Genomic DNA, 14,060 nt, shown 5'->3' with positions numbered 1-14,060 from the left:
CTTACAAAGCGCGTCCTTGCTCCGTTTTCGGTGCAGTGTGTGCACCGGCGACGAAGCACGACGGGGATTGGTGATGCTCGACCGCCTACGGTCCGCAGAGACAGCCGTTGCCGGACCCCGACGCTCCGGGGTTAGGTAATCGATGTCACGGCCTTGAAACATCACCGTAAACACCTCTCTCTGACGTGTCAAGCACCTCAAAGGAGGGATCGGACCATGACCGGCTGACACCGATGCAGCGGCCACCACCAGCGCGAACGCGGTGTGCCGCAGTGACTTCGGCGCTACCGGTAGCCGCCGATTGACCGCCAGCGGACCCAGGCGGCAGCACCCGGAACTGCCGGCCGAAGACCGAATCGTCACACCCCGGCACCACCGACCGTTTCCGCACCACCGGACGGGACGATCTCCCCCGATCCTCGGGGAACCAGGCGTAACGGAATGACCGTATTGACCGGGTCATTGTGGTCGCCGTCGAGCCGGGCGAAGAGACGCTCGGCCGCCAGTCTCCCGAGCAGTTCGGGAGACTGCTCAAGCACGGTGATCGCCGGTGACAGGACATCAGCAAGGGCGAAGTCACCGAACGACACCGTGGCTATGTCAGTGCGTTTCCGGTCATGGAGAACCTTGACCACACCCAGCGAGGTCTCCGAACGGGCACTGAAGATCGCCGTCGGTGGCTCGTCGAGGTCCAGGAACTCGCAGGTACGGGCCCGCGCCACGGCCGCATCGGCGCAGTCGGTCGCGACAAGCTCGGGCGCCACGGGCAGATCGGCCTCCATCAGCGCGTCGACATACCCCGCGTGCCGGTTGCGGGACGTCTCGACCTCCAGGTCATCACTGACGAAAGCAACCCGCTGATGGCCGTAGCGGAGCAGATGACGGACCGCCATCCGCGCGCCGCCCCGGTCGTCGAACGTCACGACATCCGCCGGGAAGTTGCGGGGATGACGGTCCACAAACACCACCGGGGTGTCGGTGGCCGCGAGATACGACAGGTCCGATGTATGCGGCGTGATGATCAGACCGGCGACCCGCCGCTGCTGGAGACTGTCGACGATCGCGACCTCCCGGTTGGGCAGCCGCCGGTTGCTCGTCACGATCACGTTCAGTCCGCGCCGGAGCGCCGCGAGCTCGATTTCGCTGATCACCGCCGCGAAGAACGGGTCGGCGATCGACTCGACGATGACACCGATCGTGTCATCCACACCCCGGCGCAGCGACCGGGCCAGCAGATCGACGCGGTACCCGAGCCGGGTGACGGCCTCCTCCACCCGCCGACGCGTCTCCGGAGCCACCCGCGGATCCCCGTTGATGACCCGCGACGCTGTCTTGGCGCTCGTCGCAGCAGCCAAAGCTACGTCGCTGAGCCGCACAACCTTCTTCGTCATGACGCCCGCGCACCCATCGCGGTGAGGGCGAGGACACCGACGCGTAACGCGACGCGTGCGGGCGCGGCAGTCCCTCCGTATAGATGGTCGTTCATCAACCGGCTCGCCGTCCTCTCTAGCCAACGTGAGACGAGGTAATCGTTGTCACGGGATATTGCGCCGAGACTGCCATCGGCGCCGACCTGCGTTAATGCTCGATGCTATGGCACAGCGCTCGGCGCCGTTGCCCTCAGCGGGTTACGGCGTACCCGACTGCCCCAGGTGCGGGATGAGGTCATGCCAGTCGTAGTCCTGTACGTAGTACTCGCGCACGCTGTACGTACCGTCCATGGTGTCTTTGAGGGACTCCGGGCCGGGGAAGCCGATGACGGTCCACCCGATCCGATCCCGGTTGCCGCCGTAGACCGGGTCCCCGTAAAAGCCCTGCCGGGTGTGCGCGACCAGGGCGTCGAAGAACGTCAGGTCGTCGTCGAACGCGTACACCTGAATGGTCGGCTTGCCACCGTCGTCCACGAGCGCCACCGGCGCCGGCTTCGGCCGGCCGGACAACTGCACGAGCACCGCGTCCTGGTCGGACTCGCCCAGTGCCACGAAGTCCGCCCCGAACCGCTCCCGGGCGATCGCGTCGAGATCGCGGACGCCCTGGCGGTAGACCCGGCCCAGATCCGAGACGCGGGCCCGCCAGGCGTCGGCCAGCTTGCCGCTCATCTGCAGGAAGCCGCTACCGTCGGCCGCGGCGTACACGAAGTCGATGCCGGACAGGTACCGGTCGATGAACCGCACGGCGCCCGCCTCGCGCGCCCCGGGGTCGTGATCGGTGGGGATGATGCGCGCGCACGCCGCCTCGATCGTGTCCCACTCGTGGTCGTCGAAGAAGAGCCGCTCACCGGAGCCCGAATCCGCGGGGGCCGGGACGACGGGCCAGTCAGCCATGGATGTCATCGTCTTCTCCTCAGCTCGTCCGTGCCTCGACCCGGCCGGCACGCCCCGGTGCCAACCGCTCGACGCGCCCCTTGGCGTGCACCTCGGCGATGTAGTCGGCGCACCGCCAGGCGTTGGCCATGATGGTCAGCGTCGGGTTCACACCGGTCGCCGTCGGGAAGCTGGCGCCGTCGAGCACGTAGAGGTTGTCGACGTCGTGCGCCTGACACCACTCGTTGAGGACGGTGGTGCCCGGGTCGGTGCCCATGCGTACGGTGCCGTGCTGGTGGCAGGTGTTCCCGCTGGCGCGGCCGCGCTCGAGGTAGACCGGGATCGTCTTCCAGGCGCCCGCCGCCTCGAGGATCTCCACGTTCTTGTCGACCTGCCATTTGGCCAGGCGGAAATCGTTGGGGTGCGCCTTGTGAGTGATCCGGGCCGCCGGCAGCCCCCAGCCGTCCTTGACGTCGGGGTCGAGGTCGACGCGGTTGGATTCGACCGGCATGTCGTGCAGGGTGTGGCCGATCTTCATGGCGTGGTTGTAGAAGTCGCGGTCGGCGTCCTTGGCCGCGCTCCCCCACGCCGGACGGCCGGGGAAGTTCCAGTTGATCGGCTGGCCGACGTGCGACGCGCCGATCAGCGCCCCGCCGATGTGCCCGCGGTCGTAGTCGGTCTCGTAGAACTGGAACGACCCGCCGCTGATGTAGTTGCCGGGGAATCCGTACAGCGGTTGCTCGTCGTTGAACAGGCCGACGGCGAACAGGTACTCGTGGAACGTGGCGTTGCGGCCGACCTGCCCGCTGCTGTTGGCGAGGCCGTCCGGGTGCTGCCGCGACGTCGACAGCAGCATGAGCCGCGCCGACTCGACCGCGCCGAGGCACAGCAGGACGAGGTTGGCCTCCTGCTCGATCTCCCGGCCGTCGGCGTCGACGTACACCACACCGCGGGCGCGGCCGTCCGCACCGACCGTCACCTCGCGCACGTAGCACTCCGACCGGAGTTCGAGGTTGCCCGTCGCCAGCGCCTCCGGCACGAACGTGTCCAGCGTCGACGAGCGCATCCCGCTCGGATCGCCGTACCCGTTCCAGAAGCTGGTCCAGTTGGACGGGGTACGCCCCTTGTAGGGCTTGGTGATCAGTGCCTGCGGGATCGGCATCGCGTTGATGCCCAGCTTCTTGCACGCGTCGTAGAAGCGCTTGCCGGCCCGGGTCGGCGGCGCCGGCGGGGTCGGGTACGGCGTGCTGCGGTACGGCTCGTACTTGTCCGCGCCGTCCAGGCCCGCGCAGCCGAAGGCCCACTCCACCTTGGACAGGTACGGCTCGAGGTCGTCATAGGTGATCGGCCAGTCGGCGAGGCTGGCGCCCTCGATGTCGCCGTGCAGCCTACGCATCATGAAGTCCGACGGGCGCGGGCGCGGCAGCCAGCCCGCCCAGTGCACGGTTCCACCGCCGACCATCTGCGGGACCATCGAGAACGGCGTCGGGACGGCCTTCTCGGTCTCGTCCGTGCGTACGGTCCGCGGGTTCACCCGCGGGTCCGACCACAGATACGTGCGGTTGAGGAACTTGATCTCGTCGCCGGAGAAGTGCTCGCGCGGCCGCAGCCACGGCCCCCGCTCCAGGCCGACCACCTTCAGGCCGGCCTCGCACAGCACCTTCGCGGCGGTGCCCCCGGACGCGCCCATCCCGACGATGACGACGTCGACCGGCTCCGGCTTCCTTGCGTACTCCATGCAGCTGACCTTTCAACCGGAGCGGGCCGGGGCAACGCCCCGGCCCGCTGGCCACCTCACGCGCTTGCTGCCGCCAACTTCCGGGAGCTCCGCGCCTGGTAAACCTTGTCCAGCACCACGGCCAGGACGAGGATCGTGCCCTTGATCAGGTACTGGTAGAACGACTCCACGTTCATCATGTCCAGGCCTGTGTTGATCTCGCTGACCATGATCGCCGCCAGGACGGTGCCGAGAATCGAGCCCCGGCCGCCGGCCAGGCTGGTGCCGCCGATGACGGCGACCATGATCACGTCGAGCTCGTACCCGGTCGCCGCCAGCGGCGTGGCCGACGACAGGCGGCCGGTCAGGATCAGGCCGCCGAGGCCGGCCAGCAGCCCGCTGATCGCGAACACGATCACGATCGTCCGGCGGACGTTGATACCGGCCAGCCGGGCATTGTCGGCGTTACCGCCCAGGACGAACAGGCTGCGCCCGAACGGGGTCGCCTTCAGCATGAACGCGATCAGGGCGGCGAGGACGACGAACAGAACCGTGATCGCGGGGATCGGCCCGTAGTTGGTGAGGCCGAACCAGTCGAACAGCGGGTCGGAGAACGTGATGCCGGCGGTGTTCGCGCTTCCGATCGCCCAGGCGATCATTAGATAGGTCAGGCCGCGCGCCACACTCATCATGCCCAGCGTGACTGCGAAGGGCGCGAGCTTCAGCCGCGCGATCAGCAGACCGCTGATCGAGCCGAGCACCCCGGTGACCACCAGCGCGATCAGCACGGCGACGACGGCCGGTAGCTTGACCGGGTTGGCGGCACTGAACGCGGTGCCGAGCAGGCCGGCGCCGATCGCGCCACCGAGCGCCATCATGGACCCGACCGACAGGTCGATGCCGCCCAGCGACCCGGTGCTGATGATGACGATCGTCAGGCCCAGGCCCACGATGCCGTACATCGACGCACTTCGTAGCAGGTTCTCGATACTGCCGGTGGACAAGAACTCCGGCGACTGGCTGGCGAACCCGCCCGCGAGCAAGGCGATCAGCACGACGAGCGCGAGCTGCTGCCCTTGGATGGGCAGCCGGCGACCGGCCTTGGGCTTGCTCGCTTCACGCGGGCTCGCTGGCGTCTCTGTCAACGTCGACATCTACTTGCTCCTGCTCTCTGCGCGCGCCGGCCGATGCGATCCGAACGCCCTCATGACCGCCTCCGGCGCCGGGCGAGCCCGTCGAGGCTGATCGCCGCAAGCAGCACCAGCCCGGTGACGACGTACTGGACCTGCGTTGAGGCCCCGAACAGGTCGAGCGCGTTCTTGATCACGCCCACGGTGAAGACGCCGATGAGGCTGCTGACGACCGAGCCGCGGCCACCGACCAGGCTCGTCCCGCCGATCACGACCCCGGAGATCGCGATCAACTCGAAGCCCGCGCCGTTGACGGTGGTGGCGCTGGCGAGCCGCGACGTCAGCACGATCCCGGCCAGCGCGGCGAGGAAGCCCAGCAGCGTGTACACGAAGATCTTCGTCCGGTCGACCTTCAGGCCGGACAGCCGGGCCGCCTCCGGGTTGCCGCCGATGGCGTAGATGGCGCGCCCGACCGTCATACGCCGGGAGACCCACCACAGCGCGGCGACCACGATCGCGAACGCCCAGACCGGCGTCGGGATCCCGAGCAGCGCGCCCTGGCCGATGAAGGCGAAGTCGCGCGGCATGGGCTTGAAGGTGATCGGATATCCGCCGGTGAACAGGAACAGCAGGCCCTTGATGAAGATCATGGAGCCGAGGGTGGCCATGAACGGCTCGATCTTCGTCTTGGTGATGATCAGGCCGTTGATGAAGCCGATCAGGGCGCCGACGGCGAGTCCGACCAGCACGGCGAGCGGCACCGGCAGCTTGAAGTCGGTGACGAAGGCGGAGTTGCTGGCGGAGTTCGCCACCAGCGACGCGGTGACCGCCCCCGACAGGCCCACGGTGGAGCCGACCGACAGGTCGATGCCGCCGGTGATGATCACGAGGGTCATGCCCGCGGCGATGATGCCGGTGATGGCCACGACCCGGGCGATGTCAAGGAAGTTGGAGAACGACAGGAACGCCGGCGAGACGATGCTCATGACGATCACAAGACCCACCAGCACGATGGCGCTGGCGATGTTCTCGAGCTGGATGTTGAACCGGGCCAGGCCGCGTTTCGGCGCCTCGACGACCTGACGGTCCACCTGCGCGGTGGTGCTCACGCGTTCGACCCTTCCTTGATTGGCTCAAGTCCCGAGGCGTACATGACGATCGCCTCCTCGCTGAAGTCCTTCCGGGCGAGCTCACCGGAGATGCGACCCTCGTGCATGACGAGAATCCGGTCGCTCATGCCCATGACCTCGGGAAGGTCGGACGAGATAATGATGATCGTCGCGCCCTGCCCGGCCAGGTCATTGAGCAGCCCGTGGATGGCGGCCCGGGCGCCGACGTCGACACCTCGAGTCGGCTCGTCCACGATGAGGATCTTCGAACCGGCGAACAGCCACTTGGCCAGCACGACCTTCTGCTGGTTACCGCCGCTCAGGCGACCGGTCTCCTGCTCGGCGCGCGGCGGGAAGACCTGCAGGTCGGCGACTAGCTTCTTAGCCGCCTGCTTCTCGGCACCCCGGTCGAGCTGACCGAGCCGGCTCACCTTCGACATGCAGGCGAGGCTGATGTTGTGCGCGTTGCTCATCGACAGGACCGCCCCCTGGAGTTTGCGGTCCTCGGGCACCAGGCCGATGCCGTGCCGGATGGCGGTGCCCGGCGAGTCCACCGTGACCTTCTCGCCCTCGACGAAGATCTCGCCGGCGGTGATCGGGTCCGCGCCGAAGATCGCCCGGGCCAGCTCGGTACGGCCCGAGCCGACCAGGCCGGCGATACCGAGGATCTCGCCCTGGTGGGCGCTCAAGCTGACGTCCTTGAGCTTCACGGTCGACAGGTTCGACACCCGGAGAGTCTCGCGGCCGCGCTCGTGCTCGGTCTTCGGGAACAGCTCCGACAGCTCGCGGCCGACCATCATGGTGGCCAGGGTGTGGGAGCTGGTCGTCTTCGCGTCGACGGTGTTCACGATCTTGCCATCGCGGAGGATCGTCGCCCGGTCACAGATCTCGGCGACCTCGTGCAGCCGGTGCGAGACGTAGAGAACGGAGACGCCGTCGGCCTTCAGCGCCCGCATGAGGGTGAACAGCCGCTCGATCTCCGCTTCGGTCAGCGACGCCGTCGGCTCGTCCATGGTGATGATCCGGGCGTTCATCGAGAGCGCCTTGGCGATCTCGACGAGCTCCTGCTCGGCGGTGCCGAGGCGGCCGACGATCGTGCGCGGGTCGATCTTCACCGCGAGACGCTCGAGGATCTCCCCCGCCTGCCGGTAGCAGGCCGCCCAGTCGACCAGCCAGGGGGCGCCCTTACGGCGGGGTAGGCGGCCGATGAAGATGTTCTCCGCAACGGTGAGGTACGGCAGGACGCTCAGTTCCTGGTGGATGAAGGCCAGGCCGGCGTCCTGCGCCTGCTTCGGCCCGGCGAACTCGACCGGCTCGCCGTCGAGGTGGATAGCGCCGGTGTCGCGCTGGAGCACCCCATTCAGGATGTTCAACAGCGTCGACTTGCCGGCGCCGTTCTCACCCAGCAGGCCCAGGACCTCGCCGCGCCCGACCTCGAGGTCGACACCGTGGAGCACCTGGACGTTGCCGAACGACTTGGTTATGCCCTCCATACGCAGGAGGGGCTGTGGAGTCGATGAAGCGACCATGGAACGCCCCCTTTCTCGTACTCCCGTTGCGGTCGGTCGATGTGCGTTCTTCCCGCTCGCCGTCGGCTGGACGGCGAGCGGGAAGAACGGGTGCGGATTGCGCTCCGCGACGTCTAACCGGGTCTGTTACCAGCCCTTGTACATCGGGTCGTTCATGTTGGTGGAGTCGACACCGAAGAAGTCCGGCTTCACCCAGGGCATGCCCTCGTGCTCGACGAGAGCGGCCTTGCGGCCCTCGTACTCCTGGTTGGCGAGGTCGGGCTTCTCACCCTTGAGCTTCTGGGCCATGAGGCGGGTGCCGATGACGCCCTCGTCCTTGGGGAAGAAGATGCCGTCGTAGTCGATCTCACCCTTGCGCAGCAGGTCGAGCGCGTTCTTGTCGCCGTCGCAGCTGATGATCTTCAGGTCGGCGCGGCGGCCGGCGGCCTTGACCGCCTGGATTCCACCGAACAGCATCTCGTCGGCCATGTAGTAGATGGCGTCGATCGAGCCCTTCGGGAAGCGCTGGAGGATGGCTTCGGTCACCTGCTGGCCACCGCTGCGCTTGAAGTCGCCGTCCGCCTTGTAGACGACCTCGATGCCCGGGTTCTGGGTGATCACCTTGTAGAACGCGCCACCGCGGTCGACCGTGGAGCCCGCGCCGGCCGTGCCCTCGACGACGGCGATCTTGCCCTTGCCGTTCAGCGCCTTGACGACCTGCTCACCGCCGACCGTGCCGGACTTGACCATGTCCCAGCTGACGAGGAAGTCCCACTTGATGCCGGAGCCCTTGGTCTCCATCCGCCGGTCGACGATCGCGAACGGCACCTTAGCCGCGTTGACCTTCTTCACCGCCGGGATCATCGGGTCGGAGACCGCCGGGGTCAGGATGATTCCGTCGACCTTCTGGGCGAGGAAGTTGTTGAGCTGCTGGGTCTGGATGGCCGGGTCGTTCTTGCCGTCCGAGAGGATGACCTTGACGCCCTGCTTGGCGGCCTCCTCCTTGATGCCTTCCATCATCAGCTGGTAGACGGGGTGGTCGAAGTACGCCACCGACCAGCCGATGGTGAGCTCCTTCTTACCCGAGTCGCTCTTCGAGCCCGACGACGAGCCACAGGCCGTGGCCGTGGCCAGCACGGCGGCGCCGGCGAGGCCTAACGAGCCGCGGCGCGTCAGCTTGGCGCTGAAAACGTCCATCCGGTACGTCCCTTTCGAAGGTGTTACGCGTTTATAGGGGGCTTGCCTCTTAACTCGCCGAGTCGCTGCCGCTCCAGCGCCTCCGTCCGGTGGCGTCGCACCGCGACACCACCGCGGCCATCGGAGCCGATCGGGCTCCGACCGGCAGTTTCCCGCGCCTTACCCGCTCCGACTCCGGAGTGTTGTGCCATGGGAGGTAATCGATGTCACGACCGAGTGCACTCAAGCTAGGTACCGCCAACCGGATTGTCAATCCTCTTCGGCGCCAGGACGGCCAGTGCTCACCGCCATGGAAAATCCACAACGGACCGGCCCGCCGCACGGCGACGAAACTTTCCTTATCGGACGGAATTTCCGCTTTGCCACACCCGGCGGTTAAGCGCCACGACGTGCTGGTTCGGCACGTTGACCGAGCCGACCGACGGCGCGACGCGCGACGCGACGCTGACGGACTACTCACGCTCGCCGCCGGCACCACGACACCACCACCTCCCGACGGTCACGCTCGTTCCGAGCGATCGCGTCACGAAGCAGCGCGGCCCACCGTGTGGGCTGGACCAGCACTGTTCCTACCGCTCGCCACCGTTCGATGTGATCGTCGTGAGGCGAGGTAATCGATGTCACAACAGGGTGCTTAGAACCTAGGGGCAGCAATCCGCGATGTCAAGGATTCGTGTCACGCCGTTTACGTGTCTGTTACGCGGGCACCTGCGGCCGGCGCCATGTGCGGCGCGGCGCGGCGCGGCATAGTGCCCAATCAGCCCCATGAGCAGGGGCGGTACCGCATTCGACGGCTTGCGCAACCGCCCGCGCGAGTACCTCGCCCGGGTCGACCAACGGCGATTTCTCCGGCGTGTCGGGGATCCTCGGAACAAAGCGGACGTCCGGGTTCATGCCGACGTCCGGGCAGGGCGGGACGATTTCCGCCGCAATATAAAGGACGCCCGACCGCTCCGGTCTGGCCGCAGCGGTCGGGCTCTGGCTGGTACTGCGCCCGGGTGGCTACTGCACCCCGAGAAGGTCAACCACGAAGATCAGGGTCTCACCGGGCTTGATGACGTTGCCCGCCCCGCGGTCGCCGTACCCGAGCTGCGGCGGGATGGTCAGCTGCCGGCGCCCGCCGACCCGCATGCCCTGGACTCCCTGGTCCCACCCGGCGATGACCCGGCCGGCGCCGAGCGGGAACGCGAACGGCGAGCCCCGGTTCCACGAGGCGTCGAACTCCTCGCCGGTCGAGTGCGCCACGCCGACGTAGTGCACGACCACCTGGTCGCCGGCCTTGGCCTCCTGGCCCTCGCCGACGACGAGGTCCTCGATCTGGAGGTCGGTCGGGGCATCGCCCCCGGGAAATTCAACGGTCGGTTTGCTCGCGGTCATACCGGCCAGCCTAGATCACAAGCCGCTCGGCGGCCTGCCGCGCCTCCGGTTGCCGCCCTCGGCGGCAGGGCGCAGGCTCGAAGCATGGCCGTTTGCGAAGTCTGTAAGAACGACTACCGCATGTCGTTCGAGGTCCACGCGGCAGGCGACGTCCACGTGTTCGACTCGTTCGAGTGCGCCATCCACCGGCTCGCGCCCATCTGCGAGCACTGCGAGGTCAAGATCGTGGGGCACGGCGTCGAGGTCGACGGCCGGTTCTTCTGTTGCGCGCACTGCGCCCGCGCAAGCGGCATGGACAAGGGTCGCCAGGTACGGGACGCCGTCGGGGCTCCCCCGGGTGGCGGGACCACCCAGCTGTGAGGCTCGCTGCCCCGTGAGCGGCCGCTCACGGGGCAGCGAGTTCGGATCACTCCGCTACGACGGCCCGCAGGATGTCGACCTTGGCTGCCCGGCGCGCCGGCAGGATCGCGGCGACGACACCGGCCAGCGCGGCGATGATCGCGCACACGACCGGCTGCACGATCGGAACCGCGACGGTGACAATCCCGATGTCCGCGAGCGCCCGGGAGAACGCCGCGCCGAACGCGAGCCCCAGGCACAGCCCGAGGACCGCGCCGACGGCCGCGATCAACACCGCTTCCCACCGAACCGCTGAACGGACCTGCCGGCGGGTCATGCCGACCGCCCGGAGCAGGCCGAGTTCCCGGGTCCGCTCCAGCACCGACAGCGCCAGTGTGTTGACCACGCCGAGCAGGGCGATCACGACGGCCAGCAGGAGCATGACATAGACCATCCCGAGCAGCTGGTTGACACTGTCGTTCTGGGTCTTCTTCAGCTCGGCGCTGTCCTGAACCGAGACGTTCGGGTACTCCGTCAGGGCCACCTTCGCCGCCTGCTTGACCTGCTCGGTGGTCACTCCCTTGCGGGCGCCCACCAGCACCGCGATATCGAGGCGCTCGCTGAAGTTGGCGTTGTAGGTGTCCAGGCTGATCAGGTAGCTGGAGCCGACCAGGGTCTTGTCGGTGAACGTGCCGGCCACCCGCAGCTTCTGGTCGCCGGTCTGCGCGAACTTCACCGTGAACGGCGAGCCCACCCGCAGACCCTTGGCCTTCGCGACGTCGGTGTTGACCAGCACGCCGTCGTGACCGAGCGCGGCGACCGAGCCGGACGCGACGCCGAGGTTGGCCATCCGGTCGACCGTGGCGGGGTCCACCCCGGCGATGTAGTCCGTCATGCCGCCGATCTGCGCCGCCCCGAAGCGCAGCTGCGACACCGCACCAACTTCCGGCAGCTTACGCAGCTTGTCGGCCACCCCGGACGGGAAGCCCGGCGCGAACTGGCTGGCGGACTTGAGGATCAGGTCCGCCTTGTTCGCCCGGTCGACCACGTCACCGACCGACGCCTTGATCGACGACGCCACCACGGTGATGCCCACGACGAGCGCGAGCCCGATGACGAGCGCCGTCGCGGTGGAGGCGGTACGGCGCGGGGAGCGTGCCGCGTTCAGCCGGCCCATGCCGCCCGTGACGCTGCCCGCGATCGGCGCGCCGAGTACCCGTACCAGCGGCCGGACCACGACCGGCGCCAGCATCGTGAGCCCGAAGAACGTGGCCAGCGCCCCGACACCGGCGGCGGCCACCTGCGCGTCCACGCTCATCGCCCGGACCAGCCCCGCCACCCCGCCGACGAACAGCAAGCCACCGAGGACCAGGCGCCAGCGCGAGACCCCCTTCGCCGGGGTTGCCGCGTCGCGGAGCGCGGCGATCGGCGGAATGCGGGTCGCCTTCCACGCCGGTGCCAGCGCCGCCACCAACGTGATGCCGACGCCGACGGCGACGGCGGCGACCACCGTACGGGCGTGAAGCTGCAGCGTCGTGTTCGGAAGCTCCATACCGATCACCGACAGCAGCCCGCGCAGACCGCTCGCCACCAGCAGACCGACGCCGAGGCCGAGGCCGGAGGCGACCAGGCCGACCACGACCGCCTCGACGAGAACGCTGCCGAGGATTTGCCGGCGACCGGCACCGATCGCCCGCAGCAGCGCGTGCTCACGGGAGCGCTGGGTGACCAGGATCGAGAACGTGTTCCAGATGATGAATGAGCCCACCAGCAGCGAGACCGCCGCGAATCCCAGGAAGATCGCGGTAAAGATCTTGAGCGCCTCACCGACGGACTTGCTGGCCTCGCTGGCGACGGTCGTGCTGGTCACCGCCTCCATATCGGCGGGGAGGACGCGCGCGATCCGCGCCCGCAGCTCGTCGGGCTTGACCCCGGACTCACCGCGCACGTCGATCGTGTCGAACTGGCCGACCCGGCCGAGCAACTGCTGGGCCGTCGACATCTGGAACGTGGCGAGCGTCGCCCCCGCCAGGTTGTCGGCCTCGCCGAACCCGGCGATGCCCACGACGGTGAATGGCCGCTGGCCACCCGTCGCGAACATGACCTTGATGGTGTCGCCCGGCACGAAGCCCTGCTTCTTGGCCGTCGCCGCGTCGATGACCACCTCGGTCGGTGTCTGCGGCCCCCGCCCCTGGCGCAGCGTGAACCCGCCGGCCAGCTTCCGGTCGATCTGGTAGCCGGCGCCCAGGGTCGGCGCGCCGCCGGGCTGGATCGGCTTGCCGGACTTGTCGAGCATCAGCGCGTACCCGGTCAGCGAGCCTTCGGCAGCCGCGACGCCGTCCACCTTGCGGACCTGGTCGACGACCTTCGTGTCGAACGGCTTGGGCGAGCCCAGCGTAGAGGTGTCGGTGAACGCCGACTTGGCCCGGACGGTCACGTCGGTGCCCTTGGTCAGCCCGGCGTAGAGCTGGTCGAACGCCGCGTTCACCGTGTCGGTGAGGACGAGCGTGCCGCTCACGAACGCCACGCCGAGCATGACCGAGATCGCCGTCAGGAACAGCCGCACCTTACGGGCGAGCAGGCCCTTGAGGGTGAGCGTGAACATCACTCACCGAGGCCCTTCATGGCGTCGAGGATCCGGTCGGCGGTCGGCTCGGTCATCTCGGAGACAACCTGGCCGTCCCGCAGGAAGAGCACGCGGTCGGCGTAGCTGGCGGCGACCGCGTCGTGGGTCACCATGACGATGGTCTGGCCGTACGCGTCGACCGCGTGGCGCAGGAACCGCAGCAGCTCAGCGCTGGAGCGCGAGTCGAGCGCGCCGGTGGGCTCGTCCGCGAAGACGATCTCGGGCCGCGTGATCAGCGCCCGGGCCGCGGCCACGCGCTGCTGCTGTCCACCGGACAGTTCGGCGGGCGTGTGGTGGAGGCGGTCGGCGAGCCCGACCGCGGAGACGACCTGGGCGAGCCACTCGTGGTCGGCCTTGCGCCCACCCAGTCGCAGCGGCAGGACGATGTTCTCTTCCGCCGTCAGCGTCGGCACCAGGTTGTACGTCTGGAAGATGAACCCGAGCCGGTTGCGGCGCAGCAGCGTGAGGTCGCCGTCGGACAGACTGGAGACGTCGGTGTCACCGATGAACACCTGGCCGGACGTCAGCGTGTCCAGCCCCGCCAGGCAGTGCAGCAGCGTGGACTTGCCGGACCCGGACGGGCCCATGATGGCGGTGAAGACTCCGCTCGGGAACTCCACACTGACATCGTCGAGCGCGCGTACCGCCGAATCCGCCCGGCCGTATCGCTTGGTGGCTCCGACCGCTCTCGCCGCGGTGCCCACCCCGGTCGGGGACTTGACCATGGACATCTGAGGTTTACCCTTCACTACGT

At 68.2% G+C, this 14,060-nt stretch carries 11 protein-coding genes; 1 reads left to right on the top strand and 10 read right to left on the bottom strand.

Translation table 11 applies throughout. The annotated features are described in order from the left end of the window. Window positions 1-359: 359 nt before the first annotated feature. From HC028_RS24425 to HC028_RS24390, 8 genes are all read right to left on the bottom strand, one after another. Window positions 360-1,391, bottom strand: coding sequence for a LacI family DNA-binding transcriptional regulator (locus HC028_RS24425; RefSeq protein ID WP_168079756.1), 1,032 nt, complete (start codon window positions 1,389-1,391; stop codon window positions 360-362). A gap of 237 nt (window positions 1,392-1,628) precedes the next feature. After that, window positions 1,629-2,324, bottom strand: coding sequence for a gluconate 2-dehydrogenase subunit 3 family protein (locus HC028_RS24420; protein ID WP_239075652.1), 696 nt, complete (start codon window positions 2,322-2,324; stop codon window positions 1,629-1,631). Between the two features lie 19 nt (window positions 2,325-2,343). Then, window positions 2,344-4,041, bottom strand: a complete 1,698-nt coding sequence (locus HC028_RS24415; RefSeq protein ID WP_168079754.1) for a GMC family oxidoreductase — start codon at window positions 4,039-4,041, stop codon at window positions 2,344-2,346. 56 nt (window positions 4,042-4,097) lie between these two features. After that, the gene (locus HC028_RS24410; RefSeq protein ID WP_168079753.1) at window positions 4,098-5,174 is read right to left on the bottom strand and encodes an ABC transporter permease; all 1,077 of its coding nucleotides are present in this window, start codon (window positions 5,172-5,174) and stop codon (window positions 4,098-4,100) included. A 50-nt stretch (window positions 5,175-5,224) separates the two neighbouring features. Further along, the gene (locus HC028_RS24405) at window positions 5,225-6,259 is read right to left on the bottom strand and encodes an ABC transporter permease (protein WP_203981506.1); all 1,035 of its coding nucleotides are present in this window, start codon (window positions 6,257-6,259) and stop codon (window positions 5,225-5,227) included. Further along, entirely contained in the window at window positions 6,256-7,788 is a 1,533-nt protein-coding gene (locus tag HC028_RS24400; protein ID WP_168079752.1) for a sugar ABC transporter ATP-binding protein, read from the bottom strand. The genes HC028_RS24405 and HC028_RS24400 overlap by 4 nt, the downstream gene beginning before the upstream one ends. Window positions 7,789-7,914: 126 nt before the next feature. After that, window positions 7,915-8,964 carry a substrate-binding domain-containing protein gene (locus HC028_RS24395; RefSeq protein ID WP_168079751.1) on the bottom strand — a complete coding sequence of 350 codons (1,050 nt, stop codon included), beginning with the start codon at window positions 8,962-8,964 and terminating at the stop codon, window positions 7,915-7,917. A gap of 1,002 nt (window positions 8,965-9,966) precedes the next feature. Then, on the bottom strand, window positions 9,967-10,341 hold the full coding sequence (locus tag HC028_RS24390; protein WP_168079750.1) for an FKBP-type peptidyl-prolyl cis-trans isomerase: 375 nt from the start codon (window positions 10,339-10,341) through the stop codon (window positions 9,967-9,969). Between the two features lie 84 nt (window positions 10,342-10,425). Between HC028_RS24390 and HC028_RS24385 the strand changes: the two genes are divergently transcribed. Continuing rightward, complete coding sequence (locus tag HC028_RS24385; protein ID WP_168079749.1) at window positions 10,426-10,701, top strand: Prokaryotic metallothionein; 276 nt, start codon at window positions 10,426-10,428, stop codon at window positions 10,699-10,701. 46 nt (window positions 10,702-10,747) lie between these two features. Here the strand turns inward: HC028_RS24385 and HC028_RS24380 are convergent, their stop codons facing one another. Together HC028_RS24380 and HC028_RS24375 are read right to left on the bottom strand one after the other, a co-directional pair. Continuing rightward, complete coding sequence (locus HC028_RS24380) at window positions 10,748-13,285, bottom strand: ABC transporter permease (RefSeq protein WP_168079748.1); 2,538 nt, start codon at window positions 13,283-13,285, stop codon at window positions 10,748-10,750. Then, on the bottom strand, window positions 13,285-14,031 hold the full coding sequence (locus tag HC028_RS24375; protein WP_168079761.1) for an ABC transporter ATP-binding protein: 747 nt from the start codon (window positions 14,029-14,031) through the stop codon (window positions 13,285-13,287). Before HC028_RS24375 ends, HC028_RS24380 begins: the two co-directional genes overlap by 1 nt. Between the last annotated feature and the right edge of the window lie 29 nt (window positions 14,032-14,060).

This window comes from Planosporangium flavigriseum (assembly GCF_011947225.1).
Classification (GTDB): domain Bacteria; phylum Actinomycetota; class Actinomycetes; order Mycobacteriales; family Micromonosporaceae; genus Planosporangium; species Planosporangium flavigriseum.
The sequence above is the reverse complement of the archived record's forward strand: the minus strand, read 5'-3'. Positions and strand labels throughout refer to the sequence as shown.

Bases quoted from the DNA above. Each gene is read 5' to 3' on its own strand.
- HC028_RS24385 (WP_168079749.1), top strand. From the start codon at position 10,426: ATGGCCGTTTGCGAAGTCTGTAAGAACGACTACCGCATGTCGTTCGAG.
- HC028_RS24410 (WP_168079753.1), bottom strand. From the start codon at position 5,174: ATGTCGACGTTGACAGAGACGCCAGCGAGCCCGCGTGAAGCGAGCAAG.
- HC028_RS24425 (WP_168079756.1), bottom strand. From the start codon at position 1,391: ATGACGAAGAAGGTTGTGCGGCTCAGCGACGTAGCTTTGGCTGCTGCG.
- HC028_RS24390 (WP_168079750.1), bottom strand. From the start codon at position 10,341: ATGACCGCGAGCAAACCGACCGTTGAATTTCCCGGGGGCGATGCCCCG.
- HC028_RS24415 (WP_168079754.1), bottom strand. From the start codon at position 4,041: ATGGAGTACGCAAGGAAGCCGGAGCCGGTCGACGTCGTCATCGTCGGG.
- HC028_RS24380 (WP_168079748.1), bottom strand. From the start codon at position 13,285: ATGTTCACGCTCACCCTCAAGGGCCTGCTCGCCCGTAAGGTGCGGCTG.
- HC028_RS24375 (WP_168079761.1), bottom strand. From the start codon at position 14,031: ATGGTCAAGTCCCCGACCGGGGTGGGCACCGCGGCGAGAGCGGTCGGA.
- HC028_RS24420 (WP_239075652.1), bottom strand. From the start codon at position 2,324: ATGGCTGACTGGCCCGTCGTCCCGGCCCCCGCGGATTCGGGCTCCGGT.
- HC028_RS24395 (WP_168079751.1), bottom strand. From the start codon at position 8,964: ATGGACGTTTTCAGCGCCAAGCTGACGCGCCGCGGCTCGTTAGGCCTC.
- HC028_RS24400 (WP_168079752.1), bottom strand. From the start codon at position 7,788: ATGGTCGCTTCATCGACTCCACAGCCCCTCCTGCGTATGGAGGGCATA.